This is a genomic window from Companilactobacillus futsaii JCM 17355, assembly GCF_001435505.1.
Classification (GTDB): Bacteria; Bacillota; Bacilli; order Lactobacillales; family Lactobacillaceae; genus Companilactobacillus; species Companilactobacillus futsaii.
The window spans coordinates 1-19232 of sequence record NZ_AZDO01000140.1 but is presented as its reverse complement, the minus strand read 5'-3'; the positions used below and the strand labels follow the sequence as shown (position 1 = coordinate 19232).

Sequence of the window (19232 nt, the reverse complement as noted above, 5' to 3'; positions counted from 1 at the left end):
AATTAGGTGGGTGACTATATTGAATGAATTTACACAAGTTTTAACTATCGCAGGTTCCGACTCTGACGGAAGTGCCGGCGCTCAAGCAGATCTCAAAACATTCATGGCTCGTGGTGTTTACGGAATGTCCGTTCTCACTGCTGCTGTTGCTGGAAATTCATATGGAATTCACGACAGTGTAAATATGCCAGTTAGTTTTATTGAGAATCAAATCAAAGACATCAAAGATGATTTCAAAGTCTCAGCTTTTAAAACTGGTATGTTGTCTGATTCAGAAATTATTCACACAGTTACTGAAGCTATCAAGGATAAACCTTTTGGATATTTCATTTTAGATCCAGTTATCATCACTAAACATGGTGCTATGCTTTTAGAAACAGAAGCTTACCAAACTTTAATCGATGAATTATTCCCATTAGCTGATCTAATTACACCAAATTTCTATGAAGCTAAGAAATTATCTGGACTAGAATTAGAAAATAAAGAAGAAATTATTAAGGCTGCACATAAATTACGCAAATTAGGTCCAAAAAATATTATGATAAAGGGTGAACATAGCGACGACTCAATTGATGAAGTTGAAGATTATGTTCTACTAGAAGATGGTCAATCATTCTGGATCTCTGAACCATATGTCAAAACAGACCACATCAATGGTACTGGTGACACCTTGTCATCATGTATTGTGGCTGAATTGGCTAAGGGTCAAAGCATGGAAGATGCCATTAAGACTGCAAAAACATTTACTTATAATGCTATTAAACATGAAATCGCTGTAGGACATAAATATGGACCTATTAACCATTTTGTAAAGGATGATATACAATAGTATTGGTAAGTAAAATTGGAGGTTAACTATGGTAAGAATAACAAAAATTTCTGCCGGGATTTTATTGCTTATACTATCAATTGTATTAATGATCAAAGCTGGTTTTGAAGGTTTCATTGCCGCCTTGGTCGGTACTGGTGCTATCGGTGGTGCCGCCGGAATTTTAATGGCAATCACTTATATCATTTCAGCTGCAATCTACATTTTAACTAACCGAACGTACAGTATCGTTCCTGATATTGTTGGATTTGTCATCCTGATCCTCGGTGGTTTAATGGGCTTGTTCAATGCCAATATGCCTGGGGCTGGCTTCTTAAAGATTTGGGCTTGGGTTGGTATCATCATTGGTGCAATTGACTTGATTGTCGTCATCGTAGATATGATAATTCATCCAGTTTCTGACGAAGAACCTGAAGACGATTCGGATAATAATCAAAAACAGTTCGACAATCAAAATCAAAACTTTGGTCAATTTTATAATCAAAATCAACCAAATGGGCAATTTAATCAACCTAACAATTTTAATCAAGCAAATTACGGATATAATCCTTATCAAAATAACAACCAAAATCAATTTGGTAACAACAATCAAGGATACAATCAACAGTTCAATCCTAATCAAGCTCCAAATAATATGAATCAACAACAATTCCCTAACAATGGGAATTACAGCAATAACCGTTCAAACCAATTCAACAACCAAAATGGTGGCTATAACAATCAACAGTTCAATCAGCCAATGAATGGTAGTAATAACAATATGAACGGCAATATGAATAATAATATGAATCGCCCTAACCCTCGTGGGAATTACCAACAACCAAATAATCAATTTGGCAACAGCAATCAAGGACAATTCAATAATCAATCATATAATCCAAATTCAAATTACAATAATCAAAACTACGGACAAAACCAAAATTATGCACCTAACAACCAAAATCAAAATATGAATCCGTCAAACTTTGGTAATCAGAACAATCAACAATTCAATCCAAACAATGGCAATCCTCGTTTAGGTGCACCGCAACAAAATAATAATTTTGGAACAAGAAGTCGTAGCAGTAGACATTAGTCTCAAAAAGGACAAACGCGAATGCGTTTGTCCTTTTATTTTTTCATCAAATATCCAACTATCATTGAGCCAACAAATAAGACTACAAATAATAAGAAGCCTCGTACTTACTCATTAGGTTGTGTAGATACCTCAGTCGTTTGTTCTTCTTGTTTAACTTCTCTATTAAAATAAATCAATATTCCCGAATTCAAGGCAATACTTACCAAAATCAAGCCTGTACCAATATTTGATAATTTTCCCAAAAGCCTTTGCTGAGAAACAACTAATATCAAAATCAAATTTAAAATACTAGGTAACCACATGTACCTTTTTAAAGTCATCAAGCGTGTTTTCTTATCAATATCTCTCACAATATCAGATCCCTCCACCAATAAATTATCTAAAGAAATGTGATAGAGCTTCGATAAACGAATCAGACTATTAATATCAGGAAAAGTTTTACCAGTTTCCCAATTTGAGACAGTTTTCGACGAAACATACAACTTTTCCGCCAACTGCTCTTGGGTCAAATGATATTCCTGACGTTTCTTTCTTAAAATCTGATTCAATTCCATTTTTCTTGCTCACTTTCACATTGCTTAGTTTATTTATATTAGATTTGGAGAAAATTAACCATCCAATCCGTTTCTAATTACCTATTTTTGGGTCTATAACGCCGTTATAAGTAAATTGTTCCTAAATTAAAGATACCACTTACCTTTTGTAAATTTTCTTTTTCAAATCTGACAAGCAGAAGATTCTGAAAGCGGTATATTTAAGTATAAGTAATATAGAATTATCATTTTATGTATTGATGATTAATTAATTGTTATTCATAATATTTTTTATTTTGTGAAGTTTTATGCAATTCAGTTATATCAAGGCTGTTACCGCTTTTTTAAGTCAAATTTATTGATTAAGCAAGTAATTAATCATATGATAAATTCATATATTGGGTTTAAATTTATGTTTTTAAGGAGGTTATTGACCATGCTTGGTGTTGGTTTAAGTATTGTCTCTTTGGCACGTTTCCAATTTGCAATGACGACCGTCTTCCATTTCTTCTTTGTTCCATTTTCAATCGGAATGGGATTTTTAGTCGCTATCATGGAAACTATCTACGCCGTCAAAAAAGACAAAGTTTACCTAGATATGGCAAAGTTCTGGGGGAAAATCTTTCTTTTGAGTTTTGCTGTAGGTATTGTTACAGGTATTATTCAAGAATTCCAGTTCGGTATGAATTGGTCTGAGTACTCACGTTTCATGGGTGATGTATTCGGTGCTCCACTTGCTATTGAGGCTTTATTAGCATTCTTCATTGAATCCGTCTTTATCGGGATTTGGATGTTCACTTGGGATCGTTTCAAACCAGGTGTTCACGCCTTTATGATTTGGATGACTTCAATTGGTACAATGCTATCCGCTATTTGGATTTTAGCTGCCAATAGTTTCATGCAACATCCCACAGGTTTCAAGATCAACAACACAACTGGAAGAATCCAATTGACTGATTTTGGCGCAGTTGTTGCCAATCCTCAATTATGGAAAGTCTTCCCTCACGTTATCCTCGCCGCCTTTATGACAGCTGCAGTTGTCATTGCTGGTATGAGTGCTTGGGGATTGTTACGTAAAAAGAAAGACGAAAATCACTTCTTCAAAACTTCTCTACGTTTTGGACTTTGGGCAAGTTTGATTTTTGCCATTGCTTCAGCTGGTGCCGGAGATTTACAGACACAACAAATTATCAAAGATCAACCAATGAAATTTGCTGCAACTGAAGGTATTTATGAGGACACTAAAGATCCCGCTCCTTGGACAGTTGTTGAATTAATTGATGCTAAAGATCACAAGGCTAGCGGTAAAATTGAAGTTCCAGGTGTCTTGAGTATTTTGGCTTATCACAAACTTAGTGGTTCTGTTAAAGGTATGAATACCATCAATAAAGAACTTCATGCTAAGTATGATAATAAGTTTGGAAAAGATATGAACTACTACGTTCCACCTAAGACTCTATTCTGGAGTTTCAGAGTGATGACTGGAATCGATGCTCTAGTTATGCTGGTTGCTCTAGTCGGTTTGATTTTCTCTAGAAAGAAAAAAGATACTATTGAAAATCACAAGTGGATGCTAGTTGTTTTAGGACTCAGTATCTGGCTTCCATTTATCGGTAATTCTGCCGGTTGGTTCATTACTGAATTCGGTCGTTATCCTTGGATCGTTTATGGACTATTCACAATTGCTCAAGCTGTTTCACCTACTTCAACCGTTGCTAGTCTATTATTCAGTAATATTATTTACTTCTTGCTCTTTACTCTATTGGGTGGCGTCATGGTTTGGTATTGCAGACAAACACTTCATCACGGTCCATACTTTGAAGAAGCTGACTCCAAACAAAACGTCGATCCATTTGCAAAGGAGGCCTTCGGACAATGACACTCAGCACACTGTGGTTTATCTTAATCGGATTATTATTTGCCATTTTCCTATTTCTTGAAGGTTTCGACTTCGGTGTTGGAATGGCAACGAGGTTTCTCGCTAAAGATGACTTAGAAAGAACTGCCATCATGTCAACTATCGGTCCTCACTGGGACGGTAACGAAACTTGGTTAGTTACAGCTGGTGGTGCAATGTTTGCTTCCTTACCAATGTGGTACGCATCATTGTTCTCTGGTTATTACATTTTATTCTTGTTAGTTTTAGTCGGTTTGATTCTTCGTGGAGTTTCCTTCGAGTTCCACAAACACGCTGAAACTAGAACTGGGAAAAATCTTTGGATGTGGGCATTTTTTGCCGGTAGTATCATTCCACCGTTTTTCCTTTGTATGATTCTTTTGAGTATGGTTCAAGGTATCCCAATGGATGCTGCAGGTAATGCGTTCCCTAAATTCTTTGATGTCGTCAACTTATTGTCGATTGTCGGAGGAGTTGCCGGAGTATTACTTTCGTTAGTCCATGGTTTAAACTTCATTCGCTTAAGAATTGAAGGTCCATTACGCGATCGTGCTCGTAAATTAAATCAAATCCTTTATCCAATTTTGTTCCTCGGTGAAGTTGTCTTTGCTGTTTTAGTATTCTTGCAAACTGACTTCTTTACTAAGAGATTCTTCTCATCTCTAATCATCACTCTACTAATTGTTTTGTTCTCCTTATTAGGTTACTATGGAGTCCTAAAGAACAGAGAGGGATGGAGCTTTGCTGGTAGTGGTTTAGCACTAAGTATGGTCATCGTTTTATTGTTCAACGGACTATTCCCACGTGTTATGATTGCTACTAATCCAGCTCACAGTATTTTGATCAAAGATGCTGCTAATTCACCATATACTTTGACGATTATGACGATTGTTGCATGTATCTTGGTACCAATTGTAGCTATTTACTTCATTTGGTCATACTCTCTATTCACAAAGAGAATAAATCCAAGAGAGAATACGGTGAAATACTAATGATAGATAAGCGTTTATTTCGCTTACCTGGAACAAAAAAACTTCTTCAAATGCTTGCAGGATTAACTCTCTTGCAAGCATTTGTTGTTTTATTCCAAGGTAAGTATTTAGCAGAAGCACTCGTAAATTCGTGGGAACAAAAGCCTCTTCAATCAATCATCAATCCGATGCTCTTGTTTGCAGCATCTTTTGTTCTACGACATTTATTCAATTTAATTAATACTAAAATCGTTGAAAAATTTGCCAGTAAAACGTCCGAAGATATTCGTAGACGTTTATTAGACAAGGTTTACAATGCTGGTCCTGAGATGATCTCTGAAGAAGGAACTGGTAATTTAGTCACTTCTTCTCTTGACGGTATCGACTTGGTAGAAAATTATTTCAAATTAATTTTTACTAAGTTAATGAACATGTCGATCATTCCACCAGTTTTATTGATTTACATTTACACGCAAAATATTGCTTCAGGAATAACTTTGACCATCATCGTGCCATTAGTTATCTTATTTATGATAATTTTAGGGCTCGCTGCTCAGGCTAAGGCTGATGCCCAATACAAACAGTATACGATTCTTTCCAATCACTTCTTAGATGCTTTAAGAGGCTTACCGACGTTAAAAATGTTGGGTCTAAGTAAGCGCTATGCTAAAAATATCTATACTGTCAGTGACGAGTATCGCAGAAGAACTATGAATACGCTTAGAATTGCCATCTTATCGACTTTTGCTCTCGACTGGCTGACTACATTAGGAATCGCTATTTTGGCCGTATTCCTAGGTTTAGGGCTCATTAACAACAGTTTTCCGCTCTTCCCTGCCTTGGTCACTTTGATCTTAGCTCCTGAATACTTTTTACCTTTGAGAGATTTCTCTAACGATTATCATGCTACTTTGAATGGTAAGAATGCTCTAAATTCTATTTTTGATATCTTGGAACGTCCAGATACTAAGGAAGCCAATCAACTAGAAGACTTCACTTGGGATAAAGATTCCAACGTTACGATCAACAACTTACAATTCACTTATCAAGGCGTTGGTAACGATGCAGTTAGTCTTGATATTGATAATTTGAAATTAAATGGTTATCAAAAAGTTGGTGTCATTGGCAAATCCGGCTCTGGTAAAACAACTTTAATTAGAACTATCGGTGGTTTCTTAGTTCCTAACCAAGCTGACATCCAAATTAATCACCAAAAAGTTCCTAACTTTAAACAAGAAAATTGGCAAAAAAAGCTTACTTTCTTACCACAATCACCTTATCTATTCGCTGGTTCAATTGCTGAAAACATCGCCTTTTACCGTCCTAAAGCTTCAATGGATGAAATTAAAGATGCCGCTAAACAAGCTGGTTTACAAGAATTCATCGATACTTTAACTGACGGTTATCAAACGAAGATCGGTGAAGGTGGCCGTGGAATCTCTGGTGGTCAACAGCAACGTATCATGCTTGCTCGTGCTTTCTTGGCTGATGATCGTCACGTTTTAATCTTTGATGAACCAACAGCTCATTTGGATATTGAAACTGAATATGCTTTGAAAAAGCCAATGGAAAAGCTATTCCAAAATCATTTAGTTATTTTCGCTACCCACAGATTGCATTGGATCAAAGAAATGGATTATGTCATCGTTATGGATAATGGCACTATCGTTGAACAAGGCACGCCAGATCAACTTCAAGACCATAACGGTGCTTTCACCCAATTAATCAAAAATATGCGAGGTGATCAACTATGAATTTCTTCAAAACATTCAAACATGATACCTGGGTCAAACCATATATCAAACAATATAAAGGTTTGTTGATCACTGCTTTGACTTTAGGATTATTGACGTCATTTTGTGCCGGAGCTTTGATGTTTACTTCCGGTTATACAATTGATAAAGCCGCCACTCATCCAGTCAATATCTTACTGATTTACGTTCCTATCCTTCTAACTAGAGCCTTTGGTATCGGTCGTCCAGTCTTCAAATATATCGAACGTCTAAAGAGTCACAATTGGGTCTTACGTGTTACTTCTGATTTAAGAACCCGTCTTTATAAAACTTTGGAAAGCGACGCTTCATTTTTCAATGAACATCATAAAACTGGTGACATCATGGGATTGTTATCTGAAGATATTTCTCATTTACAAAATCTTTATTTAAGGACTATTTTCCCAGCCGTTATTGGTTACTTATTAACCATTATTGGTTCACTTGCCTTAGGGATCTTCAATCCTGCTTTTGGATTTTTCGTCTTCTTATTGCTATTCATTGAAGTTTTCTTAGTACCATTATTTTCAGTCTCAATTGAAAGTGCTCGGCGAGCTTATCAAAAAGAAGTCAAAAGTAATCTCTACATCCAATTGACCGACAATATTTTAGGTGTTGACGATTGGGTCATTTCCGGTCGTAAAAACGATTTTCAAAACTTGACTTCTAATAATATTCAAAATCTTGATCAATCGAAATTAAAATCAAAAGCTTTTCGCCGCAATCGTGATTTCGGGTTACAATTGATTTTCGCTGCTTTAGCAATTTGTTTTTTGATTTTCACTAACTTAACTATGACTAATGGTCAAGAACAAGCTAACTTTGTCTCTGCAGTAGTTTTGGCTATTTTTCCACTTTCGGATGCTATTATTCCTGTCAGTCAAGGCTTTGAAGAATGGCCACTCTATAAGGATTCAATTCAACGTTTAAACACCATTAAACCGGTCGAAAGTAATTTACCATCACAAGTCGATTTAGCTCCTAATGCCTTTAAGAGCTTGACTCTAGACAAAGTTTCTTTTGAATATGACACCGACTCACCGATTTTAATTAAGAATTTCTCACAGACAATTCATAAAGGTGAAAAATTAGCACTATTGGGCCCTAGTGGAATTGGTAAAACAACTATTTTGCAATTGATTTTAGGAGATCTCACACCAACTGCTGGACAAATTAAGATCAACGATTATGATATCGCCCAAATTCAAGAACATCGTCAAAAGCTCTTCTCCGTCTTGAATCAAAAGCCATTTCTTTTTAATACTACTTTGATGAATAACGTCAGATTAGGAAACGAAGGCAAGTCTGACGTTGAGGTTAAACAAGCCCTAGAACGTGTCGGTTTAAAAGATTTAGTAGAATCCTTGCCTGACAAGTACAACACCTTAGTCGGCGAAAATGGTTCTAGATTCTCTGGTGGCGAACAGGAAAGAATTGCTCTAGCTAGAATTCTTTTGCAGGATGCTCCTATTGTCCTACTAGATGAACCAACTGTTGGACTTGATCCAATTACTGAAAATGACCTGTTAAAGACTTTCTTCTCTGTATTAAAAGATAAAACTATCATCTGGGTAACCCACCACTTACAAGGGGTTAACCATGTTGATAAAGTCGTCTTCATGAATAGTGAAAGAGTTGAAATGCAAGGTGCCCCTAAAGACCTTTATCAATCGAATGAGCATTTTAAAGAACTATATCAGATGGACCAAGGATTATAATCGTTATAACGTTACAATAAAAAGGATATGTCGGGTCTTTCTTAAGTTAGTAGTAGCAGCTTAAGAAAGACCCACATATCCTTTTTTACTTGATTCGGTTATTTAATTTCTTAACAACGTTTTTTAAAATAGTCTGATTATGACACTTAGGCAGTTTTTCGATTTCTGCAACAGCACGATCAGTAAACTCACGAGCAACTTGTTTAGCTTGATCTAAATAGCCATCATCTAAGACGATCTGTGTAGCAATTCGATCATCTTTATCATTCAATTTATCTTTGGATAAAACTTCAATTAAGCGCTGATTTTTGGCTTCTAAACCTAAAATATAGGGTAATGAATAAACCCCATTTTTTAAATCCTCGTGAACCGGTTTGCCAGTTTGAGAAGTTGCGCTAAAATCCAAAATATCATCAATAATTTGAAAGGCCATGCCAATATCGTGACCAATGTTTTGACAACGTTCAACGATTTCTTGACTACTATCGCTAACAATAGCACCCATTTTGGCACTCAGACTGAATAATTCAGCCGTTTTTCCAGAAATTTCTTTGAAATACATATCGGTATTTGCATCGACGTTGAAATTAATCAACATTTGATCCAACTCTCCAACTAAAATCTTCTTCATACTCAAGGCATTCAATAAAATATCTGTATTATGACGCAAATTTTTTGAAATCAATTCAAAATATAACGTAAACAAATAATCCCCTGCATAAATAGCATTTCTACGACCATATTTAGTATGAATCGTAGGACGATTACGACGTAACGGCGAGTCATCAATTACATCATCATGAATCAAAGTTGCCACATGCAAAATTTCAATTGAAGCTGCTAAAGGAATCAATTCCTTTGTCGTCCTCTTAGTCGTACCAAAATCACTGAACAGCAAGAAAAATGCCGGACGTAACATCTTCCCGCCTGAGGTTAAATCGACAATCATTTTACTAATATCTAGATTTTGAATCTTAACTTCTTGATGAATGAAATCAGTCGTTAGATCCAATTTCTCCCCTAATTTAGGGTAATTTTTCCAAATTGAGTTCGCCATATAATTTCTCATACCCCTGTATCACTTTGTTGTAATCTAAAATAATTCTATAATAGAACCTATCAAATCCAAAGGACTGATTTTGTTGAAACCATCTGTTTTTTTCGAACTAGTTGAAATCAAAGCAAAAACGGCTAGTGTCTTCCCTTTTTTGATGGGGACGTTGTATTCATATTATCACTGGCACTCAATTAACGCTCTTGATTTGGTCTTATTTTTCATCGCTATGTTTTTATTCAATATGGCCGTCGATATCAATGACAACTATTGGGATTACAAAAACGCTACTGGTGACGACTTCCGTCAAAAAACTAATGTCATCGGTGTTCATAATTTAAATATCCATCTAGTCGGTTGGCTTGATTTCTCTTTCACCGTTATAGCGGCTATTATTGGTCTCTTCATCGTTTACCGAACCGGATTGCCTTTACTTTATTTAGGGTTATTCTCTTTTGTTGTCGGTTTTTGTTATGCTGGTGGACCTTTTCCTATTAACCGCGGACCATTAGGAGAGTTCTTTTCTGGATTCACAATGGGTTACGTCATTTACTTGATTGCTATTTACATTAACGTCGTCAACAATCCTTTCGTAGAACTGAACTTTAAATTCTACGGAGATGCCTTATTGTCTTCATTACTGACGGTTTTTGCAATTTCTAATTTATTATTAGCCAATAATATTGCTGACCAAAAAGAAGATATCGGACTAGGCAGAAAAACTCTAGTCTATTATCTTGGCAAAAACAATTCGATTTTTATTCTAAAATGGCTCTATATCTTAGGTTATTTAGCATTATTCTGCTCTGTAATACTAGGCTTATTGCCCAAATTAATGTTATTGACCTTCTTAATAACTCCAATAGTATACAAAAATGTCAAAGCTTTCAGCGAGAACCCAATCAAAAAGAAGACCTTCCCCTTGATCATCAAAAATCTCTTACTGATAACTTTGACACAGACAGTTACCTTTATTTTAGGTGTTATTTTTAAGATCTAAATCCATCCAATAATCTGGCAAAACTATAAGTATCTTGCGCAATCATTAATTCTTCATTAGTTGGAATCGTGTAAGCAGTAATCTTAGAATCGTCAGTTGTAATTTTGATTTCTTTACCTCGGACGTGATTGTTTTCATCATCGATCTTCAAGCCCATGAATTCTAATCCACTCATAATATCTTCACGAACTTCACTAGAATTCTCACCGACCCCGGCAGTAAAGGCCAAAACGTCTACTCCACCCATTTCAGCAATATAAGAACCGATGAATTTCAAAATGCGATTACGATACATTTCCAAAGCTAATTTGGCACGTTGATTAGTGTCTTCATTGGCTTCAATATCACGCATATCCGGTGAAATACCAGAGATACCTAACAATCCAGACTTGTTATTTAGGATATCGATCATATCGTTAATATCCGTCAAACCAAGTTTTCTCATCAAATATGGCAAAATTGAAAAGTCAATATCACCACTTCTAGAACTCATCATAATTCCAGCTAATGGCGTGAAGCCCATCGAAATATCAAAAGCTTTGCCTTGTTTAATAGCACTGATCGAAGCACCACTACCTAAGTGGAGAACGATAACATTTTTATCCTGAATGCCACCGTCAACAATTTTATCCAAACGTTGAGCGATATAACGGTGACTAGTTCCGTGTGCACCATAGCGACGAGTGTGATACTTCTTATAATCGTCCATATCGATACTGTAAAGATAATTCATTGCTGGAATATCAACAAAGAACGAGGTATCAAAAACAGCCACTTGAATAGCCCTAGGAACCAATTTCTTGAAGACATCAATGTAATAAGCTTCGATTTTGTTGTGCAATGGAGCATATTCTGATAAATCCATAATTTTTTGTAGATTTTCATCAGTCACAATAGCTGACTTTTTAAATTCTTCCCCTCCAGCAACTACACGATGACCAAAAGCTACAATATCTTCGTATCTTTGGATAATGTCCATATCTTTCAAAGCATCAAGAACTGCTAATACAGCAACATCATTAGATTCGATAGCTTTTTCTTCTTCTATTTTTTTACCATTATATTTCAATTTAAAGATAGCTTTAGGACTGCCCAGACGGTCGATCATACCTGAAGCTATTGTTACTTTTTCAGGCATTTCAAAAAGTTTCCACTTTAAAGTTGAACTACCTGCATTTATAGCCATAATCTTCATACAAAAACTCTCCTTTTTTTGGTCTAGGTTTACTCTTCAAATAGCTTTATATCAAACTTTACACTAATATAAAAAAATGCTACTCTTTAGTAACTATTATAAGTCTTTTTATGGGGGAATTCATTCGTGAAATTTTTAGACATGTTACGCAAAATTGATGAGAAACCAGAGCAGTCTCAAACACCTACTCCTGATACTCCTAAAAAGGATGAAAATCCTGAACAAAGTACTGAACAAAAGGCTTCTACACCAGTAGCTGAGCCTGAAAAGAAAGAAGAAAACCTTCCTGTGTCAGTTCATGATAAACGTATCAATATCGAAGAACAAATGAACGACCTTTCTCATCAGTATGCTAAATTAAGAAACGATCTCAAGACTAATCTTTTCACAGAAAAAGATGAATTTGAAGCCAAGAAAGCTACTTTAGATAAATATTTAAAAACTCTCAAACGTGATGAAAAAGAATCTAACGAAAAGCTTGCTAATACGAAAGCTCAAAACGACGACGCTGCTAAAGAACATCTTGCAAGTGTAAATGCTGATCGTAAAGAACAAACTGAGAAGCTCCAAAAACTTCAATCTGAATTAAGTGACTTAAATTCTGAAATCAACACTAAAACTGCTAAGTTGGAGTCATTACAAACTGATCTAGCCAAGAATGAACAATCAGAAACTGACATGTCCGATTCCATCAAAGAAGAAAAAGACTTACAAAAAATGATGGTTTTGATGGAGAAACAAAAGAACTCTATCAATACTCTCTATGATGAAAGAAAAGACCTCAAGGGTCAAATAAATAATGCCCAAGAAAATATTACTCAACTAAATGGTCAAGCAAATGACTTAAACAGCAACATTAATCAGGTTAAATCCCAAATCGATGATCTTAAGCAAAAGGCTAATGAAATTGACGATAAAATGAAGAGCGACCACAATTATCGTGTTGAAACTATCGGTGGTTTGGAGCGTCATCTTCAAAGTCTAGATGAAGAGCATCAAAAAATTGATGGTGAACTTGCTGAAGTCAATGACAACATCGACTACATTACTAAATATATCAAGGACGTTTTCCATTCAGCTTATTTAGTACGCGATGTTTACTTAGACAAAGACAAAGAATACTACGTGGCTGCCAATGATTTTGAAGCTGATGCATCAAAAAACGACTTGTTCGGTATGATTGACTACCTAGAAACTAAATTGCAAAAACCTGTTACTGTTGTTTCTACTTTCTATAACAATCATATTCACGACATCATTGATGCTAAAGCAAAAGCTAGTCACTTACCTATTCCAAATGTCGTCAATATTTTTGACCAACTTCAAGCTAGTTCTAATCCTACCGACAAAAAAGTCGCAATCCCAGAAAATACTGATTGGGTAACAAGAACTGACGTTGAATCTCAAGATACTTTCATTTACGACCAAAAACAAACGTTGCTCATGACGGTGGAATATTTTGACAAACTAATCGATCGAATTAATTACTACAAGAACGATCAAGTAGTTAAAACTAATATTTATAATGGTGACGGTCAATTATCATCTACACAAAACTTCAACAAGAACAAAGAACTTTCCGAACAAAATTTCTACCGTACTGATGGTTCAATTGTCTTAACAGTTATTTTTGAAAAGAATCAAGCTGTAAGTTTCCAATTATTTGATAAAAACGGCTTATTAGAACATGATTTCAATGAAAAATCTGAATTGATCACTTGGTGGCTGAAGAACATTGCTCCAAACACTGAAAATTCCGTTTTTGTTGGTAATAATTCTGACTTACTTTATCAACTAATCTTGAACATCAACAGTATTTCAAGCGACAATACAATTCGTCTACTTCAAGATGTCGTCAAAAACATCGACGCTGTGATCAATTTGCTAGATAAACACAATGACATCAAGGATATCTTCGTACAAACCGACGATGATCTCCACGAAATCGAGAATAAGACAAACCGTGACATTAGTGTTAGTGTTATTAATACATCAAGTAATGGTATGTTGTCTCTTCCCGAATCATTAAAAATATAATTTAGTTTTAAACGCTCATTAATGGGTGTTTTTTTATAATTTCTGCGAAAGTGAAAATAATATTTATGAAAACTATATCTGTTATCGTTCCGTGTTTTAACGAACAAGAAACTATTAATATTTATTATGACGCCATGACCAAGCTCAAGGAACAAACCAATAAATTCAAATTGGAATATTGGTTTATCGATGATGGATCAAAAGACCGAACTTACTCAATTTTAAAAGATTTACAAAAAGCTCACAGCGACGAAGTTCACTTCATTTCCTTCTCACGTAACTTCGGTAAAGAATCGGCGTTATACGCTGGATTAAATCAAGTAACTGGCGACTATACTGCCGTTATGGATGTCGATCTTCAAGACCCACCAGAAATGTTGCCTGAAATGTTTGATCTGCTAGAAGATGGCGAATATGATTGTGTCGGAACAGCTAGAATGGACCGCGAAGGTGAGAATAAAATCATTTCTTTCTTCTCTGATGGTTTTTACAAGGTCATTAATAAAATGTCCCAAACCAAAATCATACCTGGAGCTAGAGATTATCGCTTGATGACTCGTCAAATGGTCGAAGCTATCAAATCGATGACTGAATATAATCGGTTCTCAAAGGGAATATTTAGTTGGGTGGGATTCAAAACTAAATATTTACCTTATAAAAATCGTGAACGTTCAGCTGGTTCAACTTCTTGGAATTTCTGGAAATTATTCAAATACGCTATCACTGGGATCGTTGATTTCTCTGAAGGACCTTTGATGTTTGCCACTTGGATGGGAACATTCTTCTCAATCGTTTCAGTTATTGGTATCATTGCAGTATTTATTCGGAAATTAATCTATCCACTAAGCAGCGTTAGTGGCTGGGCCTCAATGGTCTCAATTATTTTGTTCATTGGTGGGATTCAACTTCTCAGTATCGGTATCTTAGGTGAATATATCGGTAAGATTTTCTTAGAAGTTAAAAAACGTCCTATCTACGTCATTAAAGACAAAAAATAACAGCAGGATATCATCGGAACAATTCGATAGATACCCTGCTTTTTCTTATCTTGTGATAAACAAGTTATATTAATATATAATGTATAGGAATAGATCAAGGGATGGATAAGAAAATGAACGTACGGGATCAACAAGCTGAAAATACTAAGAGTGCAATTTTAAAAGTTGCCGCTGAAATGTTTCTTTCTCAAGGCTATCAAGCGACCTCTACACGCAAGATTGCCCAAGAATTAAACATCACGCAACCCAACATGTATCACTACTATAAGAATAAAAAGATTCTTTATATTAAAGCGCTTGAGCACGTTATCAGCGGTTTTAGCAATAATTTATTAGAAGAATATAAAAAGAATCAAGATTTACCTTTTGAAGAGCTACTCTTAAAAATTTCACAATTCATGATTGGTAATTTTAAAATAAATTATTTTATTATGAGAAATGATATCGAAACCTTCTTCACCCCTGAAGAACGCAAAGAGATCATGCAAAATTGGGACGGTGGATATTATAAAGTTTTATTCAATGTTTTCCAATCTCACAAAGATGAACTACGTTCTGACCTAGCTATTCCGGTTCAAGTTGGAACTTTTTTAACAATGTTACTCCCTTACATTGAATATAACGATGCTAAAAGGAAGCGCAATATTGCTAATCTTAAAACGGTTATCAATATTTTTATCAATGGCATCACGAAAAATTAGGAGTTTGCCATGGAATTTATAACCCTTTTGGCCTTAATGCTTTTTCTAACACTAGTTGTTAGCCATATCTTTAACAAAATCAATATCCCAGCGGTTGTAGGACAACTTATCTTAGGAGTTATCTTAGGAAAAGGTGTCCTTAATATTGTCAAGTCAACGCATGAAGTAGAACTATTTGCCGACATCGGAGTTGTTTTATTAATGTTTCTAGCCGGACTAGAAAGTGACTTAAAACTGCTTAGAAAACATCTATTGCCTAGTATTAATGTCGCAATCTTTGGTGTCATCTTGCCAGTCGCATTAACTTTGGTTACTGCTTTACTTTTTGACATCAACCTTAAAGAAAGTATCTTCATGTCAGTCGTTTTTGCTGCCACTTCTGTTTCTATTTCAGTCGAAGTTTTGAAGAGTTTAAACTATCTTTCCAGCACATCTGGAACGGTTATTTTAGGTGCTGCGGTTGCCGATGATATTTTAGCTATCTCAATTTTGAGTGTTATGTCAGGAACTTTGACCGGTGACTTTTCAGCTCAAAAGATATTAACCTTATTAGGTCTTTGGTTAGTTTTTGCTATTCTGGTTGTGGTCTTCTACAAATGGGTCATTCCAGAATTGATGAAGTTATCAGAATACCTAGATGCCACTCATGCACCAACAATTTTTGCCCTAGTCATTTGTTTACTTATGGCTTATCTAGCTGATGCTGTTCAGTTGGATTCAGTATTAGGTGCTTTTATTGCTGGTATCGCGGTTTCCAATGCTAAAGATTACAACCCTAAAATCAATCAAAATATTGAAATGATCGGCTATGCCATCTTTATTCCAATTTTCTTCATCAGTATCGGTCTCAACTTAGAATTCGACAATTTCTTGCGTGATTTTTGGTTGATTGCTCTTTTTACCATCACTGGTGTTATCGGAAAACTTTTCGGTGCTGGATTTGGTGCCAAAATTTCCGGATTCAATTTAAAAGACTCTTACGTCATCGGTTCTGGAATGATTTCTCGTGGGGAAATGGCTTTGATTGTTGCTCAAGTTGGCTACAGCGTTCATTTATTATCCGAAGAGTATTATTCTACTGTCATTATTAGCATCATTTTAATCACTATCATAGCTCCGTTCTTTTTGAAACACTCAATTAGTAAAAATCCTTTATAGCAAATGGTTTCTCCTATTGCCTAGAACGATATATAATAATTAGGTAAACGTTTTAATTTCAAAATAGAAGGAGAAAGGTAATTATGGCACATATTTTAGTACTAGGCGCTGGATATGGTGGCTTGAGAGCTGCTCGTGACTTAGCTAAGAGTACTCCAGCTGGAACACAAATTGATTTAATTGATAAAAATGAAAAACACGTTGAAAAAACTGCTTTGCATACTATTGCAGCAGGAACTAATCGTGCTGATGCAGTTAGCTTTGATGTTCGTTCAGTTCTACCTTCAAACGTTAACTTTATCAAGGCAACTGTTTCAAAACTTGATTTAGACAACAAGACAGTCGAGTTCTCTGACCATGAGGACATTACCTATGATTACATCGTTGTTTCATTAGGATTCCGTTCCGAGGACTTTGGACTAGAAGGCGCTAGTGAGAATGCCTTGATTCTTCAAGATCTTGAAACTGCTCAAAATATCTATAAGACTATCAATCAAAATATCGCTAATTACAAGAAATCAAACGATCCAGCTGATTTGAACATCATCGTTTGTGGTGCTGGATTTACTGGTGTCGAAATTCTTGGTGAACTAGTCGATACAGTCAAAATCCTAAAGGCTAAATATGAAGTACCAGAAATTAAAGTAACTTGCTTGGAAATGGCTACGAGAATCCTTCCAATGTTCGATGAGAACCTCGCAACTTATGCCGTCGACTATTTAGATAAGAATGGCATTAAATTGCTTACAGGCGCTAAGATTAAGAAAATCGAACCTAAATCTGTTATTTATATGGATGGCGACGTTGAAAAGAGCGTTGAAGGAAGTACTATCATTTGGACCGTTGGTGTCAGTGGCTCAGATGTCATTAAAGATTCCGGTATCGATGCTAGAAGAAATCGTGTTATGACAACTGAATTTCTAAATCTTGAAGCACATCCCGAAGCTTACTTTATCGGTGATGATTCAGCCATTATTCCTAAGGGACAAGAACGTCCTTACCCTACAACTGGTCAATTGGCAACTGCTGAAGGTAGTGGTGCTGCCTTTAATATCGCTGCTGCATTGAATGGCAAAGACTTGAAACCATTCGTCTACCATTCAATGGGAACAGTTGCTTCTCTAGGTCAAAATCACGGTATTGCAGAAATCACTGACAAGAATTTGAAGTTCAAAGGACCATTTGCTTCCCTACTCAAGCACTTATCAGCTGATCGTGGAATTATGGAGATTGCTGGTATTAAGACAGCTATTAAAAAAGGTACAATTTAATCTATAAAAATATTTAAGAGTCCTCATTAGAGGGCTCTTTTTTGCTTTACAAACATCCTAATAATATACTGGCACTGAATAACTCCAAGGGGTGTTAATTATGGCAATTAAAAAGAATCAAATCTGTGCAATTTGTGGTAATCGTTTTACTATCATGGAGGGTCTGTTTTTAAGGGACCTCAGTGACTTATTGAAAGAACAAGTCATCCATACTAACAGTTATGCTAAAGAATCATCATTTATCTGTTTGAAGGATTTACAAAAGTTACGTATTTCCAAAATGCAAGATGTTATCGATAACGATTTAAAAATCGATCATGAAATGAGTGACAAACTGAAAAAAGAGCTAGCTAAAGAGACTTACGTCATCAAAAACATCAACGATACCGTCTATGGAAAACGTACTAGAGGTCAAAAATTAGCTGATGGTGTAGCTAAATTCGGTGGTAGCTGGGGATTTATTATTGCCTTCACTATAATTTTGATAGTTTGGATGACTATTAATGTCATTCATCTCTTCGGAGTCAATTTTGATCCATATCCATTTATTTTATTGAATTTATTCTTAAGTTGTGTGGCCGCTATTCAAGCACCCATCATCATGATGAGCCAAAATCGTCAAGCCGAACGTGACCGTTTTGATTCTGAAAATGACTACAAAACTAATACCAAATCAGAAATGGAAATTCGTATCCTCCATGAAAAAATCGACCAACTAAACGAAGTACAATGGCCTCATATTTTAGACATCCAAAAAATGCAAATTGAGGTCCTCAGTGAAATTGAAAATGAAATTCAATCCTTACGAGCTGAAAATAAGCCTAAAAAAGAACGTAATACTAGACACCCTCATCGGGACTAGATATAGCAAAAATTCTACTAAAAATAGCATCTATCAGATATAGTCGTTTGCGATAATCCTTGTTTGACCATGATCTGAATAGATGCTTTTTTTCGTTTGATTATATAAAACAACTCTCTAGTCCGGAATAGCAAAGAAAATTGGCTCAGTAGTGAAAT

At 35.5% G+C, this 19232-nt stretch carries 16 protein-coding genes; 13 read left to right on the top strand and 3 right to left on the bottom strand.

Annotated features, from left to right (window positions below):
• Positions 1 to 16 precede the first annotated feature (16 nt).
• Together thiD and FC88_RS11430 are read left to right on the top strand one after the other, a co-directional pair.
• Entirely contained in the window at positions 17 to 829 is an 813-nt protein-coding gene (thiD, locus tag FC88_RS11435) for a bifunctional hydroxymethylpyrimidine kinase/phosphomethylpyrimidine kinase (protein WP_057815871.1), read from the top strand.
• Between the two features lie 28 nt (positions 830 to 857).
• The gene (locus FC88_RS11430; protein ID WP_057815768.1) at positions 858 to 1904 is read left to right on the top strand and encodes a hypothetical protein; all 1047 of its coding nucleotides are present in this window, start codon (positions 858 to 860) and stop codon (positions 1902 to 1904) included.
• A gap of 107 nt (positions 1905 to 2011) precedes the next feature.
• Here the strand turns inward: FC88_RS11430 and FC88_RS11425 are convergent, their stop codons facing one another.
• A complete protein-coding gene (locus FC88_RS11425) occupies positions 2012 to 2461 on the bottom strand; it encodes a helix-turn-helix transcriptional regulator (RefSeq protein ID WP_235526934.1) in 450 nt (149 codons plus the stop codon).
• Between the two features lie 415 nt (positions 2462 to 2876).
• Between FC88_RS11425 and FC88_RS11420 the strand changes: the two genes are divergently transcribed.
• Genes FC88_RS11420 through cydC form a run of 4 tightly spaced genes read left to right on the top strand, consistent with a single transcriptional unit; the run spans position 2877 to position 8798 of the window.
• Entirely contained in the window at positions 2877 to 4319 is a 1443-nt protein-coding gene (locus FC88_RS11420; RefSeq protein ID WP_057815766.1) for a cytochrome ubiquinol oxidase subunit I, read from the top strand.
• Positions 4316 to 5329 (top strand): cytochrome d ubiquinol oxidase subunit II, encoded by a 1014-nt coding sequence (gene cydB, locus FC88_RS11415; protein WP_057815764.1) that lies wholly within the window; start codon positions 4316 to 4318, stop codon positions 5327 to 5329. Before FC88_RS11420 ends, cydB begins: the two co-directional genes overlap by 4 nt.
• Positions 5329 to 7062: a thiol reductant ABC exporter subunit CydD gene (cydD, locus tag FC88_RS11410; protein ID WP_057815762.1), complete on the top strand. Its 1734-nt coding sequence runs from the start codon at positions 5329 to 5331 to the stop codon at positions 7060 to 7062. The genes cydB and cydD overlap by 1 nt, the downstream gene beginning before the upstream one ends.
• Entirely contained in the window at positions 7059 to 8798 is a 1740-nt protein-coding gene (gene cydC / locus FC88_RS11405; RefSeq protein WP_057815760.1) for a thiol reductant ABC exporter subunit CydC, read from the top strand. The genes cydD and cydC overlap by 4 nt, the downstream gene beginning before the upstream one ends.
• An 85-nt stretch (positions 8799 to 8883) precedes the next feature.
• On the opposite strand, the gene FC88_RS11400 is transcribed toward cydC, so the two are convergent.
• Entirely contained in the window at positions 8884 to 9855 is a 972-nt protein-coding gene (locus tag FC88_RS11400) for a polyprenyl synthetase family protein (RefSeq protein WP_057815758.1), read from the bottom strand.
• 85 nt (positions 9856 to 9940) lie between these two features.
• On the opposite strand from FC88_RS11400, the gene FC88_RS11395 reads away from it, so the two are divergent.
• A complete protein-coding gene (locus tag FC88_RS11395; RefSeq protein ID WP_057815869.1) occupies positions 9941 to 10852 on the top strand; it encodes a 1,4-dihydroxy-2-naphthoate polyprenyltransferase in 912 nt (303 codons plus the stop codon).
• Here the strand turns inward: FC88_RS11395 and FC88_RS11390 are convergent.
• The gene (locus FC88_RS11390) at positions 10842 to 12047 is read right to left on the bottom strand and encodes an acetate/propionate family kinase (protein ID WP_057815755.1); all 1206 of its coding nucleotides are present in this window, start codon (positions 12045 to 12047) and stop codon (positions 10842 to 10844) included. The two genes, FC88_RS11395 and FC88_RS11390, sit on opposite strands and share 11 nt — an antisense overlap.
• Positions 12048 to 12173: 126 nt before the next feature.
• Between FC88_RS11390 and FC88_RS11385 the strand changes: the two genes are divergently transcribed.
• The 6 genes from FC88_RS11385 (at position 12174) to FC88_RS11360 (ending at position 19074) form a co-directional block, all read left to right on the top strand.
• Positions 12174 to 14084: a coiled-coil domain-containing protein gene (locus tag FC88_RS11385; protein WP_057815753.1), complete on the top strand. Its 1911-nt coding sequence runs from the start codon at positions 12174 to 12176 to the stop codon at positions 14082 to 14084.
• A gap of 65 nt (positions 14085 to 14149) precedes the next feature.
• A complete protein-coding gene (locus tag FC88_RS11380; RefSeq protein WP_057815750.1) occupies positions 14150 to 15082 on the top strand; it encodes a glycosyltransferase family 2 protein in 933 nt (310 codons plus the stop codon).
• 113 nt (positions 15083 to 15195) lie between these two features.
• The gene (locus FC88_RS11375; protein WP_057815868.1) at positions 15196 to 15783 is read left to right on the top strand and encodes a TetR/AcrR family transcriptional regulator; all 588 of its coding nucleotides are present in this window, start codon (positions 15196 to 15198) and stop codon (positions 15781 to 15783) included.
• Between the two features lie 9 nt (positions 15784 to 15792).
• Positions 15793 to 16941 carry a cation:proton antiporter gene (locus tag FC88_RS11370; protein WP_057815747.1) on the top strand — a complete coding sequence of 383 codons (1149 nt, stop codon included), beginning with the start codon at positions 15793 to 15795 and terminating at the stop codon, positions 16939 to 16941.
• A gap of 83 nt (positions 16942 to 17024) precedes the next feature.
• Positions 17025 to 18212, top strand: a complete 1188-nt coding sequence (locus FC88_RS11365) for an NAD(P)/FAD-dependent oxidoreductase (protein ID WP_057815743.1) — start codon at positions 17025 to 17027, stop codon at positions 18210 to 18212.
• A gap of 100 nt (positions 18213 to 18312) precedes the next feature.
• Positions 18313 to 19074, top strand: a complete 762-nt coding sequence (locus FC88_RS11360; protein WP_057815737.1) for a DUF1003 domain-containing protein — start codon at positions 18313 to 18315, stop codon at positions 19072 to 19074.
• Positions 19075 to 19232: the final 158 nt, after the last annotated feature.

What these genes read in the sequence shown, in the direction of transcription:
- FC88_RS11430 (WP_057815768.1), top strand. Translation starts at nt 858, where the DNA reads ATGGTAAGAATAACAAAAATTTCTGCCGGGATTTTATTGCTTATACTA.
- FC88_RS11425 (WP_235526934.1), bottom strand. Translation starts at nt 2,461, where the DNA reads ATGGAATTGAATCAGATTTTAAGAAAGAAACGTCAGGAATATCATTTG.
- FC88_RS11420 (WP_057815766.1), top strand. Translation starts at nt 2,877, where the DNA reads ATGCTTGGTGTTGGTTTAAGTATTGTCTCTTTGGCACGTTTCCAATTT.
- cydB (WP_057815764.1), top strand. Translation starts at nt 4,316, where the DNA reads ATGACACTCAGCACACTGTGGTTTATCTTAATCGGATTATTATTTGCC.
- cydD (WP_057815762.1), top strand. Translation starts at nt 5,329, where the DNA reads ATGATAGATAAGCGTTTATTTCGCTTACCTGGAACAAAAAAACTTCTT.
- cydC (WP_057815760.1), top strand. Translation starts at nt 7,059, where the DNA reads ATGAATTTCTTCAAAACATTCAAACATGATACCTGGGTCAAACCATAT.
- FC88_RS11400 (WP_057815758.1), bottom strand. Translation starts at nt 9,855, where the DNA reads ATGGCGAACTCAATTTGGAAAAATTACCCTAAATTAGGGGAGAAATTG.
- FC88_RS11390 (WP_057815755.1), bottom strand. Translation starts at nt 12,047, where the DNA reads ATGAAGATTATGGCTATAAATGCAGGTAGTTCAACTTTAAAGTGGAAA.
- FC88_RS11380 (WP_057815750.1), top strand. Translation starts at nt 14,150, where the DNA reads ATGAAAACTATATCTGTTATCGTTCCGTGTTTTAACGAACAAGAAACT.
- FC88_RS11375 (WP_057815868.1), top strand. Translation starts at nt 15,196, where the DNA reads ATGAACGTACGGGATCAACAAGCTGAAAATACTAAGAGTGCAATTTTA.
- FC88_RS11370 (WP_057815747.1), top strand. Translation starts at nt 15,793, where the DNA reads ATGGAATTTATAACCCTTTTGGCCTTAATGCTTTTTCTAACACTAGTT.
- FC88_RS11365 (WP_057815743.1), top strand. Translation starts at nt 17,025, where the DNA reads ATGGCACATATTTTAGTACTAGGCGCTGGATATGGTGGCTTGAGAGCT.
- FC88_RS11360 (WP_057815737.1), top strand. Translation starts at nt 18,313, where the DNA reads ATGGCAATTAAAAAGAATCAAATCTGTGCAATTTGTGGTAATCGTTTT.